19 protein-coding genes are annotated in these 20,894 nt (G+C 44.8%); 2 read left to right on the top strand and 17 right to left on the bottom strand.

All coding sequences use genetic code 11. The features are described from left to right. The first annotated feature begins 155 nt into the window (after window positions 1-155). The gene (locus QWY16_RS04140) at window positions 156-1,565 is read left to right on the top strand and encodes a sigma-54 interaction domain-containing protein (RefSeq protein WP_300991630.1); all 1,410 of its coding nucleotides are present in this window, start codon (window positions 156-158) and stop codon (window positions 1,563-1,565) included. 175 nt (window positions 1,566-1,740) lie between these two features. On the opposite strand, the gene QWY16_RS04135 is transcribed toward QWY16_RS04140, so the two are convergent. The 5 genes from QWY16_RS04135 to QWY16_RS04115 all read right to left on the bottom strand — a co-directional run bounded on the left by QWY16_RS04135 (window position 1,741) and on the right by QWY16_RS04115 (window position 8,235). After that, window positions 1,741-1,956, bottom strand: coding sequence for a hypothetical protein (locus QWY16_RS04135; protein WP_300991629.1), 216 nt, complete (start codon window positions 1,954-1,956; stop codon window positions 1,741-1,743). A gap of 77 nt (window positions 1,957-2,033) precedes the next feature. Beyond that, entirely contained in the window at window positions 2,034-3,230 is a 1,197-nt protein-coding gene (locus tag QWY16_RS04130) for a M20 family metallopeptidase (RefSeq protein WP_300991628.1), read from the bottom strand. A gap of 260 nt (window positions 3,231-3,490) precedes the next feature. Next, a complete protein-coding gene (gene nhaC / locus QWY16_RS04125) occupies window positions 3,491-4,969 on the bottom strand; it encodes a Na+/H+ antiporter NhaC (protein ID WP_300991626.1) in 1,479 nt (492 codons plus the stop codon). A 284-nt stretch (window positions 4,970-5,253) separates the two neighbouring features. Next, window positions 5,254-6,618 carry an MFS transporter gene (locus QWY16_RS04120; protein WP_300991624.1) on the bottom strand — a complete coding sequence of 455 codons (1,365 nt, stop codon included), beginning with the start codon at window positions 6,616-6,618 and terminating at the stop codon, window positions 5,254-5,256. Window positions 6,619-6,660: 42 nt separating this feature from the next. Beyond that, entirely contained in the window at window positions 6,661-8,235 is a 1,575-nt protein-coding gene (locus QWY16_RS04115; protein WP_300991623.1) for an AMP-binding protein, read from the bottom strand. Window positions 8,236-8,527: 292 nt separating this feature from the next. Between QWY16_RS04115 and QWY16_RS04110 the strand changes: the two genes are divergently transcribed. Further along, window positions 8,528-9,145 carry a TetR/AcrR family transcriptional regulator gene (locus QWY16_RS04110; RefSeq protein ID WP_300991622.1) on the top strand — a complete coding sequence of 206 codons (618 nt, stop codon included), beginning with the start codon at window positions 8,528-8,530 and terminating at the stop codon, window positions 9,143-9,145. Window positions 9,146-9,216: 71 nt separating this feature from the next. Here the strand turns inward: QWY16_RS04110 and QWY16_RS04105 are convergent, their stop codons facing one another. The 12 genes from QWY16_RS04105 to QWY16_RS04050 form a co-directional block, all read right to left on the bottom strand. Continuing rightward, a complete protein-coding gene (locus tag QWY16_RS04105) occupies window positions 9,217-10,221 on the bottom strand; it encodes a histidinol phosphate phosphatase domain-containing protein (RefSeq protein WP_300993273.1) in 1,005 nt (334 codons plus the stop codon). After that, window positions 10,221-11,003, bottom strand: a complete 783-nt coding sequence (locus QWY16_RS04100; RefSeq protein WP_300991621.1) for a DeoR/GlpR family DNA-binding transcription regulator — start codon at window positions 11,001-11,003, stop codon at window positions 10,221-10,223. Before QWY16_RS04100 ends, QWY16_RS04105 begins: the two co-directional genes overlap by 1 nt. Further along, complete coding sequence (locus QWY16_RS04095) at window positions 11,000-12,004, bottom strand: ABC transporter ATP-binding protein (RefSeq protein ID WP_300991620.1); 1,005 nt, start codon at window positions 12,002-12,004, stop codon at window positions 11,000-11,002. The genes QWY16_RS04100 and QWY16_RS04095 overlap by 4 nt, the downstream gene beginning before the upstream one ends. Further along, window positions 12,001-12,786, bottom strand: a complete 786-nt coding sequence (locus tag QWY16_RS04090) for an ABC transporter permease (protein WP_300993270.1) — start codon at window positions 12,784-12,786, stop codon at window positions 12,001-12,003. The genes QWY16_RS04095 and QWY16_RS04090 overlap by 4 nt, the downstream gene beginning before the upstream one ends. After that, a complete protein-coding gene (locus tag QWY16_RS04085; protein WP_300993268.1) occupies window positions 12,786-13,562 on the bottom strand; it encodes an ABC transporter permease in 777 nt (258 codons plus the stop codon). The genes QWY16_RS04090 and QWY16_RS04085 overlap by 1 nt, the downstream gene beginning before the upstream one ends. 161 nt (window positions 13,563-13,723) lie before the next feature. Further along, complete coding sequence (locus QWY16_RS04080; RefSeq protein WP_300991619.1) at window positions 13,724-14,545, bottom strand: alkaline phosphatase family protein; 822 nt, start codon at window positions 14,543-14,545, stop codon at window positions 13,724-13,726. Beyond that, window positions 14,535-15,629 carry an ABC transporter substrate-binding protein gene (locus QWY16_RS04075; RefSeq protein ID WP_300991618.1) on the bottom strand — a complete coding sequence of 365 codons (1,095 nt, stop codon included), beginning with the start codon at window positions 15,627-15,629 and terminating at the stop codon, window positions 14,535-14,537. Before QWY16_RS04075 ends, QWY16_RS04080 begins: the two co-directional genes overlap by 11 nt. 395 nt (window positions 15,630-16,024) lie before the next feature. After that, entirely contained in the window at window positions 16,025-17,215 is a 1,191-nt protein-coding gene (locus QWY16_RS04070) for a CaiB/BaiF CoA transferase family protein (protein ID WP_300991616.1), read from the bottom strand. 13 nt (window positions 17,216-17,228) lie between these two features. Then, entirely contained in the window at window positions 17,229-18,371 is a 1,143-nt protein-coding gene (locus QWY16_RS04065; protein WP_300991615.1) for an alpha-hydroxy acid oxidase, read from the bottom strand. Window positions 18,372-18,387: 16 nt separating this feature from the next. Continuing rightward, entirely contained in the window at window positions 18,388-19,164 is a 777-nt protein-coding gene (locus tag QWY16_RS04060; RefSeq protein ID WP_300991613.1) for an enoyl-CoA hydratase/isomerase family protein, read from the bottom strand. An 18-nt stretch (window positions 19,165-19,182) separates the two neighbouring features. After that, complete coding sequence (locus QWY16_RS04055; RefSeq protein ID WP_300991610.1) at window positions 19,183-19,854, bottom strand: methionine ABC transporter permease; 672 nt, start codon at window positions 19,852-19,854, stop codon at window positions 19,183-19,185. After that, window positions 19,841-20,869, bottom strand: a complete 1,029-nt coding sequence (locus QWY16_RS04050) for a methionine ABC transporter ATP-binding protein (protein ID WP_300991609.1) — start codon at window positions 20,867-20,869, stop codon at window positions 19,841-19,843. The genes QWY16_RS04055 and QWY16_RS04050 overlap by 14 nt, the downstream gene beginning before the upstream one ends. Window positions 20,870-20,894: the final 25 nt, after the last annotated feature.

Here is a 20,894-nt window from a genome sequence, read left to right as displayed (position 1 = left end):
CCGTGCCAACTCTTTTTTGCAGAGATGGATAGAATATTTTCAATTTATTGATTCATATTTGAATTAAAATGTTATATTTGATTCATATTTGAATTATTCATTGAAATTGATTTATTTTTGAATCAATGTTGAATGATTTTTAGAGGAGCGATTGCATGCAGATTGATTTATTGCAAACAGAATTGGACAAGATTATCGAAACGTCGAATAATAACATCACCATTACGGATCAAGACGGCATCATTTTGCGTTCAAATCCCAATCACTGGTCCATCTATGGAATTGAACCGGATCAGTATATCGGGAAATCCGTTTATCAATTGCAAGAAGAAGGAATTTTATCCCCTTCCATTCACGCAATGGTCCTTGAAAGCAAGAAACCGGTTCAGATTCTGCAGAAGACCAATACTGGGCGAACCGTCATGGCTACTGGATTTCCTGTATTCAGCAATAGCGGCGAAATCATCCGGGCCATCAGCTACAGCCAAGACCAAACCGAAATATTCAATTTACAGGAACAATATAAAGATCTGGAAAAGAAATTGGTCAGCTATCAGAATGAAGTGGAGGAACTGAGAGGAAAAGAGTCGGATTACCACGGCATCTTGTATCGAAGTTCTTCCATCGAACAAATTGTACGAACGATTTACAGGGTCTCTAAAACAGATGCTTCTGTCCTTTTGCTCGGGCCTTCAGGCGTAGGAAAAAGCACATTCGCCCGCATGCTGCATGCCCAAAGCAGCCGAAAAAACGATCCTTTCATAGAAGTGGACTGCAGCACGATCCCTGAAACCCTATTTGAATCGGAAATGTTCGGCTATGAATCCGGCTCGTTTACCGGAGCCAGCAAGCAAGGCAAACAAGGGTTGATCGAGCAGGCTGAACAAGGAACTCTCTTTTTAGATGAAATCGGAGAATTGCCTTTAGCGATGCAAGCGAAGCTGCTGCGTGTGCTGCAAGAAAAAAAGGTGATGCGGATCGGGGGAAAAAAAGAAAGACAGGTGGATTTCCGGTTAATTACGGCAACGAATAAAAATATTGAAGAAATGGTCGAAAAAGAGGCATTTCGCTTGGACTTATTTTATCGCATCAATATCATCCCGCTTCAGATTCCTCCATTAAAGGAACGAAGAGAAGACATCCCTATTTTAGTCCAGCATTATGTACAAACGATCAACGAAAAATACAGCATGTCCAAAAAACTTCATGCCGTGACTTATGATATTTTGACCCAATACAATTGGCCAGGAAATGTGCGTGAGTTAGAAAATGTCATAGAGCGCGTCATACTGACAGCTGATGAAGAAACGATCCACCCTGAACATTTGCCCATCAATTTTAAAAATATCAGTCTTCCTGTTGAAGCTCATGCAACTCCAGAAATCGAACATGGCGTTTTTGATGATGCAGATTGGAAAACCGCCATTGAAAAAACTGAAAAATCCCTGCTGCTTAGAGCTCTGGAACGCTGTAAAACGACTTATGAAATGGCCGATTTTCTCAGCCTCAGCCAGCCGTCTGTGGTCCGGAAGCTGAAACAATACTCGATTGTCCGGAAAGGGTAAAACCGCACAGAAAAGCCATAGAGATATTCATCTCTACAGCCGCAAACGGTTTTAATTTTTATCAGCTTTTTGAAAATACGATTCACTACGCCTGAAATACGACCAGTAGTGAAGGAAATACGATTTAAAAGGTTTTATTCCATAAAAAAAAGCCCTTGAAGGGGCTTTTTCTTCACTATTTGCCATCGGTCTCCCTTGCCGGCGGATTTTCCGTTGCCTTCTTTGAATATTCTTTTGCGGCTTCCATTTCATCTTCGACATCTTCGTAATCAGTCGCTTCATTGTCGCTGTCTAAAGCTTGTTTTGTTTTATTGATTGCTTGGTCGATTCCCGATTCGGTTGAGCCCAATTGTTTTTTTGACATTCGTCCTGCTGTTCCTTTTCTAGCCATTGCCAATCCCTCCCGTTTAAAAATAATTAACTACAGTTTACCCATTGCGGCTAATACTAATCCTATTTAAATCAGCTTCAGGATTCACTTGTCCCGCAGAAAGAAGCAACAACAGCTGCCATAGCTTTCGCACTGATCAGCAGGCTCTTCTCGTCAATCTCGAATTTCGGATGATGATGCGGATACCAGTCTTTGCCTTCAGGTTTGGCGCCCACGTAGAAAAAGCAGCCTGGCTTTTCCTGCAGGTAATATGCGAAATCCTCGGACGGCGGCTGAGGCGCAACTTCCTTGACGGCATCCACTTCTGGAATCGCCGCTTGGATCAGCGCTTGGCGGACGCGTTCCGTCATTTCCGGATCGTTATAAAGTACAGGATAATCATTTACGTATTCAAGCGTTGTTTCAACACCGAAAGACTCTTCCAGTCCTTTGGCAAAATGGCGTACTTCCGCTTCCACCAGTTCACGGGATTCCTTCGACATCGTCCGTACGTCTCCTTCTAGAGCTACGGCGTCTTTAATAATGTTAAATTGCCCTTTCCCATCGAATGAGCCGATCGTGACAACCGCGGTATCGAAAGGATTGATCCGACGGCTGACAATGGTCTGGCAATTCATCACAAACGAACTTGCGGCAACTATGGCGTCATTCGCCATATGCGGAGAAGAGCCATGGCCTCCTTTTCCTTGGACAAGCAGCTTGAAGCGGGCTCTACCGGTTTGGGTATTGCCGCTTCTGTAAAAGATCTGGCCGGTATCCATCGTTGACATGACGTGAATTCCGAAGACGGCATCCACTCCTTCGAGAACGCCCGCTTTGACCATACCAATCGCTCCGCCCGGCGGCATTTCCTCAGCCGGCTGGTGAATGATTTTAACCGTCCCGGCCAATTGCTCTTTCATTTCTGCCAAAGTTTCAGCCAAAACCAGCATATAGGCGGTGTGTCCATCATGGCCGCATGCGTGCATGACCCCTTCGTTTTTGGAAGCGAACGGCAGCTCTGTTTCTTCCTGGATCGGCAAAGCATCAAAATCGGCACGGATTGCGATGGTCTTTCCGGGCTTTGTGCCGTTGATCGTCACGACAATCCCCCGGTGTCCTCCTACATTAGTATCGACCGTATCCACCGGCAGCTCTTTATAGAAATTTTCGATATAAGCGGATGTCTTTTCCTCTTCGAATGAAAGTTCCGGATGCTCGTGGAGATGCCGGCGTATCTCAATGATCCGCTGTTCTTTTTCTTTTAATTTATTCATCAATTCTGCAGTTAACATCAGAAAACCTCCTTTCCCTGATTCTACCCGTATCTTAATAAAAAAATGCTTTCCGCCTGCGATTTCCTCTTAAAGTCGCAGATGGTTGGAATGCAGCTTCCGATACTTCTTTATAATGGGCAGAATTTCTTGTTGCCAAGTCCTGGTTCATGGTCCAAACTTTGGACAAGTTCCACTCGTCTAAGTAATGTGTGGCATCATTACCTAAAAAAGCGGGCATCCCTTTGAAAGTTAAAGGGATGCCCGCTTTTAATGATCTTTTAGACGCCTTCTGTCAATTCGTTTTCACGATTCATTTTTTCTTGTTTGACTTTCAATTGCGTCATTTCATCTTCTGTCAAAAACTGTACTTTATAACCGACGAGTGCCATGATGATTCCGATGATTGGAACTGCATAATTGAGTACCGCATAAGGAGCATATGCAAAAGGATGGACTGCCAATGTCGCTAGGATAAAGACTCCGCATGTGTTCCACGGAACAAGAGGTGACGTTAAAGTTCCGCCATCTTCAAGAGCACGTGATAAGTTTTTCGAATGCAGCCCTTTTTCCTGATATGCTCTGGCATACATTCTGCCTGGCAGAAGAATCGAAATGTATTGTTCTGAAGCCGTGGCATTTGTGAAGAATGCCGAAACGATGGTTGCAGCGATCAAGCTGCCAGCCGATTTCGCCACTTTCAAAATTTGTTTAACAATGGCTTTCAGCATGCCGGTATGCTCTAGGATTCCCCCAAAGACCATCGCGAAAATGGTTAAGGAAACCGTAAACATCATCGCTTCAATACCGCCGCGGTTAAATAAATTATCAACCATATCGTTTCCTGATGTAATCACAAAACCGTCATGGAGCGTGTTGACCGCATCTCCAATATTTCCGCCTTGAACAAGAATCTGGCACATAAAGCCGAGGAATACCCCCGCCATCAACGCAGGCAACGCCGGTACTTTTAGCATTACCATGATGACAATCGCTAAAGGTACAAGCAATAGCCAAGGCGAAATGACGAAACTGCTGTTGAGTGCTGCCAAAATATTTTGGATATTTTCTTTATCAATCTCGGCTCCGCCGAATTGACGGCCAAGGAAAAAATAGACGATCAAAGCAAGGACAAGACCCGGTATCGTCGTATATGTCATATGCTTAATATGGTCGAATAGATTTGTTCCCGTAATGCCGGCCGCCATATTGGTGGTATCAGACAGCGGTGACATCTTATCGCCGAAGTACGCACCTGAGATAACCGCACCTGCCACCATTGCCGCCGGAATTCCCATACTTATGCCAATTCCCATGCCCGCTACACCGATCGTTCCCATTGTTGACCAGGAACTGCCGATTGCGAGTGAAACAATTCCACAAATGATGCAGATGGTCATCAGAAACAAAGAAGGTGTGATGATTTGTAACCCGTAATAGATCATAGTTGCAATTACGCCTCCACCAATCCAAGAAGCAATAATCATCCCCACAACAATGATGATTACCACTGCCGGAAGAGCCAGACGGATTCCTTTATAAGCCCCTTCTTCGATGTCTTCCCATTTATAGCCGAGTCGCCAAGCGATAAACGCAGCAACCACTGCCCCTACTGCTAAAGGCACATGCGGACTGCCTTCGAATACGATAACGGTAATAGCCATTAACGCAATCATGACAATCAGTGGAATAAGTGCTAATAAAAATGGAGTTTCAATCTCTCGTTGCTTTGTTTTAATCTCTTGCTGCTCCGTTTGCATCTTATGCAACCCCTTACATTTAAAGTATTACTTTATATTACATTAAAACTCAAAATAATCTAGAAAAAGTTTTGATATTAACTGTTTATTTCCTAAGTTGGTGAAATTTTTAAGAAATTACTTGTTTGGTTGAAAGCTGGGAAGCATATTTAAGGACGGTTTGCTATCGGGTCCGATGCTCCAGAATATAAATTGCAGCGGCTAAGTAAAGCCTTGAGGCAGAGAATAAAAATGGCTAGCCGATGAAGGCTAGCCATTTTTTAATTAATTTTGCAGAATCCCTTTCAGGTTTCAAGAGGCTTTTCTTTTTTCACTTTCTGCTGTTCTGTATCATAGGGCGGTGAATCTTCAGCTAGTTCTGATGCCGGTAACCCATCGCTTTCGTATTTTGATACTTTATGAGTATCAGGAACGAATAAGCTCAATACCAGCGAGACGGCTAATCCGGCCATCATGAAACCTCCAAAGACCCAAGGAGATGATCCGTAATTATCACCCATTACCGCCCAAAGCATAGGGCCGAATCCGACGATCGCTGCAGCCATTTGATAGCCAAAAGAAAGACCGGTATAACGCACTTTGGCAGGGAATAATTCTGAGAACAAAGTTCCTTGTGTAGCAAAGATCGATGCCCAAATCACACCTAGCATTCCAGCTTGCATATAGTAAAGCCACGTCGCACTTTGTTCGATAAGGAAAAAGTAAGGAACAGCTAAAATGAACATCAGTACCAAACCGGTAGTGTAAATGATTTTCCGGCCAATGAAATCCGAAATATATCCGATTGCCGGAATCGTAAGGATCATTGTTGCACAGCCGATGGTTAAAGCTGTCAATGCCACTTCATTGGAATAATCCAAATACGTGGTGGCATAGACTAGAACGAACGACATAAGGAATACGTTGAAAAATCCATCGCCCAGTTTAAGGCCGATTACATGGAAAAGGCTTTTGCGGTGATAGCGGAATGTTTCAGCAATAGGCACTTTTGCGATTTCCCCGCTATCTTTCTGCTTTTGGAAAGCGTCTGTTTCAGGCACCCCGCCACGGATCCACAACGCCAAAACAATCAGGACGGCACTGAATAGAAATGGAATCCGCCAGCCCCATGCCAGGAACTGAGCATCTGTTGTCAAATATGCGATAAAAGTCAAACTGAACGATCCAGCGACCAGTCCAAGTGGAACACCTAATTGCGGAATTGAGCCAAAGAGGCCCCTCTTTCCTTTTGGAGCGGATTCGGTTGCCAATAAAACCGCTCCTCCCCATTCGCCTCCAAGTGAAATCCCTTGGATTAATCTTAAAAACACCAGCAAGATAGGGGCAAGCAATCCAATTTGCCCGTACGTCGGCAACAATCCGATTAGAAACGAACTTCCTCCCATACCGATAAGCGTCAGCATTAATGCAGATTTCCTTCCTATCCTGTCGCCGTAATGGCCAAAGATCAGGCTTCCCACCGGTCTAGCTGCATAACCGATCCCAAACGTTGCGAAAGCTAAAAGAACCGAGATAGCCGGGTCCTGATTTGAGAAAAAGAGCGTTGTAAACACTAAGCCTGTAGCGGTGCCATATAAATAAAAGTCATACCATTCAATAACAGATCCTGAAAGACTGGCCAGCAAAACGCGTCTGTTTTTCTTCATCATATGCATCTCCTTTTTTGTGGACTTACTTTGTTGTTGAATTTTTCAGGATTGCTGACTGGATATTTGAGAATCCATTTTCCGCAATATATGCTTTTGGATTTTCCCAACTGAAGTTCTTGGGAAATCTTCTACAAATTCAATCATGTCCGGAACTTTGAACTTCGCCAGCCGCGTTCTGCAATGTTCAATGAGTTCTTCTTCTGCAACTTCAGCGTGTTCCTGGAGAATGACGAATGCTTTGATCGCTTCATCTCTTATCTCATCAGGGATGCTGACAACCGCCACTTCGTATACTCCTGGATAATCCGCTATGACGCTTTCAACTTCATTTGCTGCCACATTCTCTCCTGCCCGCTTGAACATGTCTTTGATGCGGTCCACAAAATAAAAATATCCATCTTCCCCGACCATTCCATTGTCTCCGGTATGCAGCCAGCCATCCTTCAATGTTTCCGCGGTGGCAACCGGATTCTTGAAATACGCTTTCATCAAAGTTCTTCCAGGTATTCCTTTAACAATAATCTGGCCTGGTTCTCCTTGCTTTGTTTCATTTCCTTCGGCGTCAATAATTTTTACTTCGTATCCTATTGTCGGCCTTCCGATGCTCATGTTTTTGCGGACGCCGTCTAACGGATTCATCAAAGGAACTCCGACAGTTTCAGTCATTCCATACATTTGCAGCAAGGGGACATTATATTTTTCTTCAAACTCGTTTAATTGTTCTTCTGTTACAGATTGGGCAAACCAGATGACGCGCAACGAATGCTCTCGGAAAGAATGTTTGTATTTCTGCGCCATAATCATGCGAATCGGTGCTGCAAATAAAGAACCGACTGTAGCCCCTAACTTTTCAGCCTGTACAAAATAGCGGGAAGCGCTGAATTTTTCTGTGATCGCGATGCTTCCCCCAACAACCAAAGCTGACATAGTGGAATAATATTGGGCATTTCCATGGAATAACGGCAGCACGATCAATTGCCTGTCATCAGGCGTCAGCCGAATGGATTTCGACATCACTTCGCCGGTATAGAGATAATTTGCATGGGTCACTTGGACGCCTTTTGGCTTTGACGTAGTGCCTGACGTATAGAGCATAGCCGCAACATCCTCGGTATCGATTGAAATATCAGGAGCGCTTGCTTCCGAGCTTTCCATCAACTTCGCCATATCTTTTTTGGCAAATTGGCTGCTTTTGGTCCGTGCCAGCACGATTTCTTCCAAATGCGGCAATTGTTCAGCAGTTTCTGTAAACTTGTCCAAATAATCTTCTTCTGTAATAAGCAGGACAGACTCTGAATGATTCAGTATATATTCCATTTCATCCCTTGTAGACAAAATATTTGTCGGAACCATAATGGCTCCTATATTTGCCAGCGCAAACCACGAAGTCATAAATTCCAGGCAATTAGGGAGATGCAAAGTTACATGCTTTCCTTTGGAAACCCCTAACCGGAGAAACGCATTACTTAAACGATTGACAGATTCTGAAAATTCCCGATAAGTCATTTCTGAAATTTCGTGCTCTAAATCCTCAAAAAGCAAAATGGTTTTGTCGGGATAACGTTCCGTCTGTTCCCTCAATACATCTTTCAAGGTTCTATTGCCGATAATATCCATATGTCAACTCTCCTTCTTCCCTTAAAGCTTGCCGACATTTGTAGAGAGCGCTTTTATAAATTCTTAAAAAGCAGGCTCTAGATTAATTTCACAAACTACAGTCTTTGAAATTAGTATAGAGAGCCCTTTCTCATTCGTCAATCTATTTTTCGGAATCTTCAAAACTATTGTTCAATACCTCTTTGTTCTATTCCGCTAATAAGATTAGCTCCATGAAAATATGTATAATAGATGATATCCCCCATAAACCAGCTGAAAGCCAGTACTGCACCTGACAAAGGAGGACTTGAGTATGTCATCGCCTACATCCAGACAGATAAAATCTCAGCAAACAAAAAAGAAAATTTTAGAAACCGCCTTAAAACTTTTTAGCGCAAAAGGCTTTAATGATGTAACAGTTGATGAAATAGTAGAAGCCAGCAAAACTTCAAAAGGCGCCTTCTATGTCCATTTCAAATCCAAATATGAAATATTCATTGAAAAATTCAGAGAAATCGATGAGTTTTACGCAAACTTTATAAGTTCAATGCCGGGGGATTTAACAGCCAGTGAAAAGATTTTATTGCTGGCAAAATCCCAAATGACTTACTTTAGAGATGATTTAGGAAAAGATTTAATGCGGACCGTCTATGTCAGCGCATTGATTCCCAACCAGCCTAAATCACTGTCAGATACCGACCGGCTTCTTTTTAAAATCATCCATTCACTCGTTGAAGAAGGCCAGGCTTCAGGAGAATTCTCTGCAGATATCCCCACCAATGAAATCACTATGCTGATCACTCGTTGTATGCGCGGGACTTTATATGACTGGCTGATATTCGGGGAAGACTTCGATTTGGTTGAAGAAGCGCAGAAGTTCATTAAAACACTTTTATTAGAAAATATTGCTGCCAAAACAAAAAGCCTTTAAAGCATTTTTCAATGCTTTAAAGGCTTACCACTTTCTATGTATTTAAAAATGATTTCTTGGCAATCGTTTTATCATATATAGTGATACTTTTTCATCCGCTGATTAAAGCTCACTAATCTTTTTATGCCCAAATCTTTTAACTTCTCGCTATTTTCAGCTGTATAATTTCCAAGATCGTCCGGATAATGGCTATCGGATGACAAAGTGAATTCGACTCCCCGCTCCGCTAAAGTTTTTAAAAAGGATGGTCCCGGGCACATTTCCTTCACCGGATACCGGTAATACAGCCCAGCATTCACTTCGGTGGCAGTTTTTGTTTCGACGAGCGCATCCGCTATGGCTTCGTGCCATTTTTGATTGAACGCCACATCTTCCACCTGATAGTTAAAGACTTTTAAATTATCCAAATGCGCTACAAAATCAAATAACTCTGACCGGATGGCGCTTTCCACAGTGGCATAAAATTGATTGTATAAATCCTTTAGATCAAACTTCTGGAAAGCATAGGCGGTTTGAGGGTTATCGAATCCCCATCCGTCTATAAAGTGAACGGATCCGATAACGAAATCCCAAGGATATTCTCCTAACAGTTCCACCAGCTCCGCTTCGCAGCCTTTAAAATAATCCGCTTCGATGCCGAGCTTCAATTCAATTCCTTGCAGTTTCCATTTTTCTTTTTCCCTTACGATTGCGTCAACAAAATCATCCATTTTCTCCGTCATGACCTGGTCCAGCCAGTCTGATTGAACTTTCCCGATGGGATGAGAATGATCGAGAATCATATTTTTTTCAAAATAACTCCGTGTTTCTTTAAAGCGATATAAATGGTCAACGATGCCGACTTCCTTCAAGCCTAACTGCTTCGCTTTTTCCAAATACAAGTCCAGCCAGAAACTGCTAAAGCAACCGTATGCCATCCGGTCTTGTAACTGCTTGACTTGCCAGATCATAAATTCCTTCGAGCCTTTCTTCAAATCACTTGGCGTTTCGAAGGACGCAAAGGTCTTAGAAGTGCGTTCCAGCCAGTTCAATGTATAGGGTCCTTCTTCCAAATGAACGTGATAATCCATCTTCATCATTCTATTCCTCCTTCAACTACCGTCCATAGCTGCTCGTATTCCGGCCAGTCTTTTGGGCATGGCCCATCACAGAGGACTTCGCTTAGTTCATCCATGCCGCAAATGCTGTAAAACGATTGCTGCCCGATTTTAGAAGCATCTGCCATCAAGATCCGGCTGCCGCTCCGCTCCAGCATTTTTGACGAAACCAGCGATTCGTCCATGTCAAAGTCAAAGACGGTTCCATCTTTTATGCCGCCGCAAGATAAAAAGGCTTTATCCAGATTCATTTTATTTAGCCATTCGATAGTTATGGAACCGGCCACTGAAGCTTGTGCCGGGTTTGTAATGCCTCCCAGCAAAATCACTTTTCCGGTTATCCGCCCTTCTTCCAATGCGAGGTTAAAACGCTCAGCAGCAGCGAGTGAATTGGTGACTACGGTCAGGTTATGCAAGCCGTCTAAATAATCTGCCAGGTATACCGTCGTACTGCCAGTGTCCACTCCGATGGTATCGCCATCTATAATCCGGCTGGCAGCAACTTTGGCAATTTGCCGTTTTGCTTCTTTCTGCATATCCATTTTCCGTTTGAATTGCGGTTCAACCCGAAGATTAACAAAATGGACAGCTCCACCGTGTACACGGGTCAATAATTTTCGCTCTTCCAATTCTCCCAGATCTCTCCGGATAGTTTCCGGTGCGACTTCCAATTGTTCGGCAATGTCCCCAACAGATATTCTCTGTTTTTCCAGCAACTGATTGAGTATATAATGGAATCTTTCGAGTTTAGAAAAAGTCATGTTAAATCAATCACATCTTCCGGCGCGACATAACATTCGTATTCCTTTCCAACTTCAATCGAATACCCGCGGTGATGCAGCTGTTCTACAGAAAACTCCCGCTTTCCTGACTGGAATACGGTGCGAATGACGTTTCCGCTCATCACTGATTTTTGGGCGACCGCTTTTAGACGGTAGTCCGCAGCATTTCCTTCAAACGAAATCGCTTCTGGACGAATCGCCAGTTTGTCTCCTATTTTCGCTACTGTTTCTCCTAGCAGCCCTTCCAGTTCCATTTTTTCGAAGACATTGTAATGGCCGATGAAGTTTGCAATAAACTCTGTTTTGGGCTTGGTATAGATTTCAGTGGGCGTTCCCCATTGGGCAATTTCCCCTTTATTCATGACAAAAATCTTATCCGATACAGCCATTGCTTCTTCCTGGTCATGCGTTACGAGAATCATCGTAATTCCCATTTTCTTTTGGATGGAACGCAAATCCGCCTGCAGTTTTTTTCGGATTTGGGCATCCAGCGCGCTAAGCGGCTCATCCAGCAGCAGCACTTTCGGTTTGACGATCAAAGCCCGCGCCAATGCCACCCGCTGCTGCTGGCCTCCGGATAATTCATGAGGGTAGGCAGCTCCTTTATCGGACAGATGGACAATCTCCAAGATTTCCCGCACTTTTGTTTCTATTTCTCCTGCAGGCATTTTATTGATTTTCAAGCCAAAGGCCACATTTTCATAAACCGTCATATTGGGGAACAACGCATAGGATTGGAACACCATGCCGATTTCACGTTTTTTAGTCGGCACTTTTTCCATGTTTTTGTTTTCGATTTTTACTTTGCCCGATGTGGCTTCCGTTAACCCGGCAATGATGCGCAAAATGGTGCTTTTGCCGCAGCCACTCGGGCCAAGAAGCGTAACGAATTCTCCTTTTTCAATCGACATATCAATGGAAGAAAGAACGGTGGAGGCACCGTAGGTTTTTTCAAGGTTTTCTATTTGGACATAACTCATGACTTCACCAGGCCTTTCGATTGTTTTGTCAATATGGAGATCGCCAAAGTCAGAATCCCCATCAACACAAGATATACAAAGACAACTGCACTCGCCACATGGCCACTGGTGCTCAGTTTTTCCATCAAATAGATTTGAACGGTTTCAAATCTTGAGCCGACGACCAGGTTGATGAGCACAAACTCCCCGAATAAAATCGAGAACGACAATAAAGCACCGACGAATAGCCCTGGATATACTGCTGGCAGCAAGACTTTCGAAAAAGCCTGCAGCTTTGAAGCACCCAATAGCTCCGCTGCATCCAATAATTGTTTAGCGTTAATGTTTCTAAGGCTGTTGCGTGTTCCTTGGTAAATATAAGGAAAAATGCTAATGACATAAGCGCCTAACACCGCCAAAATCATCGGCACTCCAAATTGGGAGTATGTACGGATCAAGCCAACCGCTAAAATGACGCCCGGGAAAGCATAGACCAGGACAACAATGGTTTGCATCCATTTTTCATATTTCGGAAAATACAGCACCACGACGAATATCGCCGGAACAATGAATAGGAAGGCAAGAAGGACTGCGCCTCCAGACAACAAAACCGAACGTCCGAATGCTTGAATGAAGTCGGCATCCTGGAACAGCACTTTCAGCCATTGGAAGGTTAGCCCTTCCGGAAATACTGTACTGTTCCATTTCGTTGCAAAAGCATAAAGCGCCGTGGCAATAATGGGCAATACCAAGTAAAGAACTAGAAAAAACAAGAATAGGTCAGGGAGCCCCTTTTTCTTCATCATAGATTCCTCCTCGTTTTCTTAATGCTCCATTCACTCAGGATCATCGCTGAAATCATCGTTGCCCCGAGCAGCACGGCTATGGCACTGGCAAGTTCCGGTTGGGCAAAAATATCTCCGGACAGCAAAGTTCCGATTCGGATAGCTGCTAGATTGAAGCTGCTGCCGGTGAGGGCATAAGCCGACGCATACGCACCCATCGCGTTGGCAAACAATATGCTGAATGTCCCGACGATTCCCGGAAGCATGACCGGAATTCCGATTTTCATCCAGAACTGAATCGTATTGGCTCCGAGCAAGGCAGCGGCATCTTTCCACTGCTGCTGGATTCCGTAGTAAATCGGATATAGGAGCATGAGTGAAAGCGGCAATTGGAAATAGATATAGATGAGCAACAAACCGCTCCAGCTATACAAAGAAAAAGAAGAAAATGCATCAATCCCCCATTTTTCAAACATTAAAGTAAACAGGCCGCTATTCCCAAGCAGGACAATAAATGCAAACGCCAAGGGAATACCTGAAAAATTCGAAGTTAAATTGATCATGACCAAGATCCGTTCTCTTACCGGATCCGAGAAGCGCATCATTGCGTAAACCGCAAACAGCGTCACGACAAGCGCGACCAAAGCAGAAACGGCTGACAGCGTAATGCTGTTTTTAAACCCTTGTAAAATATAACTGCTTGTCAAAGTCGTTTTATACTGATTCATGGTGAAGCCGTCGCTGTCAGTAAAACTTGAAATGAACATATTAACCAAAGGCAAGGCAAAGAACATGAGCATGAGAATGATGAACGGAATGAGCAAGAGCAAAGACTTTCTTTTCGGTGTCAAAATATCACTGCTTCCATTAAAGAATACAGAAAGGCAAAAGCCTTTCTGCTGCATATCAATTTGTAGCTTATCTTAGTTTTCCAAGCAAACCCTGATTTCCGAAATCAACGGCACCCTTCGAGCGTTAAAGAAACCATGGCTTCTGACGGTTCAATTTCCAGCAACCGGCAGACCAGCGGGGCAATCTCCAACTGGGAGACAAGCTCATCCGATACCGCGGCTGCCACTTTGTCAGATAGCACAAACAGCGGGACGTGACGATCTTCAGCTGTGTTTCCGCCGTGGTTGCCGTCTGCCGTCATTCCGTGGTCAGCAGTGACGATAACGTCGTATCCCCGTTCCATGCATAATGGAAGAAAGACTGAAAGCAAGGCGTCGACTGAAAGCACGCGATTCCGGTATTCTTTTGAATCCGCTGTAAACTTGTGGCCATCATCATCCACATTCATTGGATGGATATAGAGAAAATCGGGTTTTTTTTGCTTCAGTAACCACGAAGCTTCCGCAAAGAGGTGGCTATCCGGGTAATGGTCTTCGAAATAAAATAAGCCGTTTTCAATCGGCAGTCCTGTATCCAGTTGAATCCGATCTTCCATGACATTGAACGGCGCTGAATTATACAACTCACTCACCCAATGATAAGCGGCGGCGGCGGTCTTTTTTCCGCTGCTTTTTGCCAAATGGAACAAGCTTTGCTGAGTCGATAGCCGCACCGTCCGGTTGCTGTTGATGCCATGGACAATAGGTGGTGTACCTGTCAGAATGGTCTCGTATAATGGGCGGGACAGGGCGGGAACTTCTGAACGCACTTGATAACGCGCAGCCACGCCGCTTTCCACTAAATGCTGCATATAGCCCATATGGCTGCAAGCTGTATCAAACCGGAGGGCATCTACGACGATTAGAACGACTCGATTAGTTGCCATGGATCAATACCTGCTCCTGCCACATTTGCGGGATTTTTTTTGTTGCTTCTTCCCAAGCAGCCTGGTCTTCGACCGGTTTTGCTTTTTCATACATTTCATCCGGCAGCAGCATCGCTTTCACTTCCGGTGAAAGTTCTATATTTTCACGGATTGGACGGGCATAGCCTTTCGCCAAGTTTTCTTGCCCTTCATCAGACAGGATATACTCTCTTGCTAACATCGCCGCATGTGGATGTTGAGCATATTTATTGATTACAGTGGCATACCCGGAAGTAACCGACCCTTCTTCAGGAATGACAACATCGAATCGGGATTCGTCAATTTGGTTGCTGTAACCCAATGCATTGAAATCCCACATGATGGCCACATCAATTTCCCCTTTTTCAAGGTTTGCTACCGTCGGATCTCCCTGCAGACGTCCCTGCTCAGCCAGTTCAGCGAAAAAGTCGATGCCCGGCTGCAGGTTATTTTCATCGCCGCCAAAAGCCATCGCCGCTCCTAAAATGGCAAATTGCGCCTGGTTCGCCGTTAAGGCATCGCCAATGCTTACAACATAATCGCCATTTTTAATGTCTTCCCATGATTTCGGCGGATTTTTAACATTGCTGGTATCCGTCAGAAAAGCCATAGTGCCTGTATATCCGACTACCCAATGGCCTTCATCATCTTTCGCCCATTCCGGAATATCATCCCAATAACTTGTTTTATAAGCTTGAGTCAATCCTTTTTCTTCCGCAATTGGTCCGAAAGCAATTCCAACATCACCGATATCCGCAGAGGCATTGTCTTTTTCCGCTTCGAATTTTGCCAACTCTTCCGCACTCGACATATCTGTATCAGTGTGGTCTATGTTAAACTCGGTTTCTATTTCATTCCAAGTCTCTTCCCAGTTAGCCCATGTGTCGGGCATGCCTACTGAATTCACTTCACCTTCCGCTTTCGCTTTTTCCACTACTTCATCCTTCGACAAAGAATTGCCATCTACTTGAGCACTCACATCTTTACTATTATCAGAACATGCCGCCAGCAAACTGACAGCCATAATTCCCAGCATGCTTCGTTTTAAAATCTGTTTAAAGACCATTTTTAGAACCTCCGTTTGTTTTTGTTTGTTTTGATTTGGTTACAGTGATAATCATATTAAACAAACATTGAGCCAGTATGGAGCCTTCGATAACTCTTGATAAAGATTGTTGAGGAATTATGGAGAATATAAAGATGTTCTTTATTATTGAAATATAGTAAAAAAAGAGTTGACTTCTTTTCGGATTTCAGAGGGGATGGTTAAGTCTCCGGGGATTCCAAAGCGAGGCAAAAGGAGATACAAGAGGATAATCCTATAATTCAACTTAACTAAAATAAAAAGTTAATCCTCCATATAACAGCGGATGGGGTGTGGCATGAAAGTGGGTTTCTATAATTTTAAAGAGCCTCTCCGACAGATGCCGGAGAGGCTCTTCACTTTCTATATAACAGAAATTACAGGAAAACTTTATTCCCTTTCAATTCTTCGATGTCTGCTTCTGAAAATCCAAGTTCCTGCAAAATTTCTTCATTGTGCTGGCCAAGAGTCGGCGCCGGTTTATTGATTTGGCCTGGCGTTTCAGAGAATTTCGCCGGGAATCCCAGAGTTTTCACAGTGCCTGCAACAGGATGTTCAAACTGCTGGATCATTTGGCGGAAATTGATATGCGGGTCCGCCAATGTTTGATTATAAGAATAGATCGGGCCGCACGGAATGCCGCTTTTGTCCAATAATTGAAGCCAGTGTTCAGCTGAATGTTCAGCAAACACGGTTTCGATTTCTTGTTCCAGCTCTTCCGAATGATCATTCCGTTTGCTGTTTGTTTCATATCTTGGGTCTTCCAGCCATTCAGGTTTTTCAACGACTTCCAGACAGAATTTCTCCCACAATTTTTGATTGCCGGCACCTACCAGAATCGAACCATCTTTGGTTTCGTATCCTTGGTAAGGGGCAGAAACCCGGTGAGCCGTGCCATTGCGGGAAGCAACTTCGCCTTTTCCAAAATAAGCCGCCGCTTCCCATACTGTCCAAGCCAATCCGGAATCGACCAGCGATACATCGATGTATTGCCCTTCCCCGGTTTTCAGCTGATGGATATAAGCTGCCATGATTGACTGGATTGCCGTTTGGGCAGCTGCGATATCGTTGATGGCGATTCCCACTTTTACCGGCTTGCCTTGCTTTTCGCCGGTCATGTCGATAAAGCCACCGAGTCCTTGGGCCATAATGTCATAGCCGCCTTTTTGGCTGTAGGGACCGGTCTGTCCATATCCGGAAATCGAGCAATAAATAAGCGCAGGATTAACGGCTTTCAATGCCTCGTATCCGATTCCCAGCTTATCCGCCACACCTGGCCGGTAATTTTCAATCACCACATCAGCCGTCCGGATCAATTCCTTGAAAACAGCCAGTCCTTCCGGCGCTTTCAGATCCAGGCACATGCCGCGTTTGTTGCGGTTGACCATCATATACATATAGCTTTCTTCGTTTATATAAGGGCCCATTTTACGGGTGTCGTCCCCGCCAGCCGCTTTTTCAACTTTAATGACGTCAGCACCCATATCGCCGAGAACCATTGTGCAATAAGGCCCCGCCAATACTTGCGTCAAATCCACCACGCGCAGACCCTGCAAAGCTTGTTTCACCGTTAACCTCTCCTTACTCTCTGATCAATTTAATAGAAGCGAATTTTGATATATCCGGAATGCCAGCTAATGCCAGCGACACTTTCGTTTCTTCTATAAAGTTTTCCAGTACTTGTTCGACGCCAGCCTGCCCAGCAACAGCCAGCCCATAAATATAAGGCCGGCCGAGCAGCACGGCATCTGCACCAAGCGCCAAAGCCTTTACAAGATCTGTGCCTCTTCGGATGCCGCTGTCCAACAAGAGCGGGATTCTTCCGTTAACCGCTTCGGCAATCAGCGGCAATGCATCAAGTGATGCCGCTACACCGTCCAATTGGCGGCCTCCGTGATTAGAGACGATGATGCCATCAATCCCTGCTTCTATAGCCAGTATGGCATCATCCGGATGGAGGATGCCTTTCAGCAAGACGGGCAACGTGGTCGCTTGTTTGATGTCTTCGATTTTTTTCCAATCGAATGATGGATGATGGATATTCTCCAAAATGCCTTGGATAATGCCTGCATCACTCGTATCAGTCAATGATTCCATAAAAACACGGTCATTGAGGTAATTTGCTTTCCCTATGCCTTCACGCAGCGGGGAAAAGTTGTTTCGCAGATCTTCTTCCCGCCAGCCGAGCATGACCGTATCCACGGTCACCACAATGGCTTCATATCCAGCTTGTTCAGCGCGTTTCAGCATACTGTATGAAACGGCTTCGTTATTCGACCAATACAGCTGGAACCATCTTGGGTTAGTTCCTGCCGCTTCTGCGATGTCTTCCAGTGAATAGCTGGAGACGGTGCTGGCGATAAAAGGCACATTCCATTTTGCGGCTGCGCGGACAGAAGCGAGATCTCCGTCTTCATGGGCAAGTCTCTGCATGCCGATCGGTGCCAGCAAAAAAGGATGGGCGTACTTATGTCCAAATAAAGTGATTGAAGTATCAATTGAAGAAACATCATTCAGCATGCGGGGCAAGATGGCCCATTTCGAGAAAGCGGAACGGTTCCGGCGCAGCGTTTCTTCTGCTCCAGCACCTGAACGGATATGCCCGAACTCATGTGCTTTCATTTTCTGCTCTGCGCTTTGTTCCCAGTCTTCATGCGTCAGCGGAGAATCATTTTGAGAGGCGATGTTTTTTAAAAACGCATCCCCTTCTAATCTGCTGCTCATCAGAATCGCTCCTTTATCAAGTGAAATTCGGTTGTCTTTTCTCCAGGAAAGCTTGAATGCCTTCTTTATAATCATCGGACTCGAAAGAATCCAAAATCAGCGAAGCCATTTGTTCATCTTCTGATTGTGCTCCGTCAATGATGGCTTGAATCACTTTTTTATTGCCATGCATCGCTGTTGAAGACACAGCAGCCAGTTCCTGGGCAAAACTCCATGCCGCCTCATTGGCCGCATCTCCTTCGTGCAGCTGCTGCACGATACCAAGTTCTTCCGCTTCTTCCGCTTTGATCAGTTTCCCGGTATACAGGAGCTCTTTTGTTTTAACCGGGCCGATCACGTTCAACAAGCGTTTTGTGCTCCGCAGATTATAGATGATGCCAAGGCGTGCCGCTGTAATGCCGAATTTGCTGTCAGTTGACGCAATGCGGAAATCACAGGACATCGCCAATTCCAATCCACCGCCGATTGCCAGTTTCCGGATTAATGCGATGGTCGGCTTCGGAAAACGGTAAAGCTGCTCAATCGCTGCCAGGGCATGGTCGTTATAGTTTTTCGCTTTTTGCTGAGACAAACGATTGTCCATGAATTCCTTGATATCCGCCCCTGCTGAAAAAGCCCGGTTATCGACGCCTCTAAGAATCAGCACTTTAATAGAAGAATCTTCAGCCGCTTCAGTCAGCAATGACGGCAATTGCTTGAACATGTCGAGTGAAAATGCATTGCGCTGGTCCGCGCGGTTGATCACCAGTGTCGCGATCGCTCCGTCTTTCTCCAGATACAAGTCGTTTTGCATTGAAATAATCTCCTCTGTTTAATCTTTTTTTAAGCGTGCCGAGAAATAGTTTCCAAGACTTTGAACGCCTTGAACCAGAATGATTAAGATAAAAACGGTAGCATACATGACATCGACTTCATAGCGCAGATGGCCATAACGGTAAGCCAAGTCACCCAAGCCGCCTGCTCCGACAAGCCCGGCCATCGCTGTAGCGCCGATTAGCCCGACTGTAGCAATCGTCAACCCAAGGACAATCGACGGGCGCGCTTCGCGCAATAAAACATTCCAGATAATATGTCTTGTTTTGATGCCCATCGCTTCATAAGCTTCACGGACACCGCTGTCCACTTCCAATAAAGAAGACTCCATTAACCGGGCTATATACGGCGCGGTATAAATGACTAAAGGCACGATAACGCCTTGGACGCCAATCGTTGTACCGACAAGCAGCTTCGTAAATGGCAAGATGAAAAACAACAGAATAATGAACGGAATTGAACGGATTATGTTGACAAGCAGATTCAGGATTTGATATACCCATTTGTTTTCCCAAGCTTGCCCGCGCCGCGTCAATACAAGCAAAATCCCTAAAGGTATTCCCAGTACAGCGGAAATCGCCAGTGAAATCAACACCATTTGAGCTGTTTCAAGAACTGCGGTCCCAATCACCGGCAGCCATTGTTCAATGAATGTATTAAATCTTTCCATATTGATCATCCCATTCCTCAATCACTACACCCTTGGATTTTAAAAACTCCAACGAGCGGCCAACTTCTTCTTTTGCTCCTGCAATATGCACATCCAGGTTTCCAATGACCCCATTTTTCAATTCCATGATGTTCGCCGTTAAAATATTCGGCTTTACATCAAATTCTTTTGCCATAGCAGCAAGAACCGGATCTCCTGTAGCTTCTCCGCGGAACGTCAGACGCAGCACTGAACCGCTTTTCTTCAGGTTGGCGACAAACTCCTTCGACAATTTCCGCTGCGAAATCGTATTCAGGAAACTCCGTGTCGTTTTATGCTGTGGTTTTGAAAACAAATCGATTACCGGACCGTCTTCCACAATTTCACCACCGTCCATCACATAGACATGGTCGCATATTTTCTGAATAACATGCATTTCATGGGTGATCAGCAAGATAGTGATGCCGAATTCCGCATTAATCTTCAGCAGCAAATCCAGAATCGATTCGGTGGTTTCAGGATCAAGTGCGCTCGTCGCTTCATCGCTGAGCAAGACATCCGGCTCTTGTGCAAGGGCACGGGCAATGGCGACACGCTGTTTTTGTCCGCCTGATAATTGGGCCGGGTAAGCGTTTTTCTTTTCCGTTAAGCCCACAATCTCCAGATACTTTTCCACTCGCTTTGGAATTTCCGCAGCTTCCACTCCGATCAGCTTTAAAGGAATGGAGATATTCTCTTCGACTGTAGCGGTGCGAAGCAAATTGAACCCTTGGAAAATCATGCCGATATTTTTGCGTTCTTCCAACAGCTCGCTTTTCGACAGCTCCGTAAACTCCCGGTCATTCAGCCGCACTTTTCCAGCGGTTGGAGCTTCCAGTAAATTGACGCAGCGGATCAACGTGCTTTTCCCGGCTCCGCTATAGCCGATGACGCCATGGATTTCCCCTTTTTTCACATGCAGCGATACATCGCTCACTGCCCGGATAACTCCTTTTTTCGATTTAAATTCTTTTGAAACATTCTCTAGTTGAATCATGCTCGTTACACTTCCTTCTAAATAG

Origin of the sequence: Planococcus shenhongbingii (assembly GCF_030413635.1) — a bacterium.
In the GTDB taxonomy this organism is placed as follows: Bacteria; Bacillota; Bacilli; order Bacillales_A; family Planococcaceae; genus Planococcus; species Planococcus shenhongbingii.
Note: the sequence above shows the minus strand (reverse complement) of the source record. Positions and strands in the feature narration are given on the sequence as shown.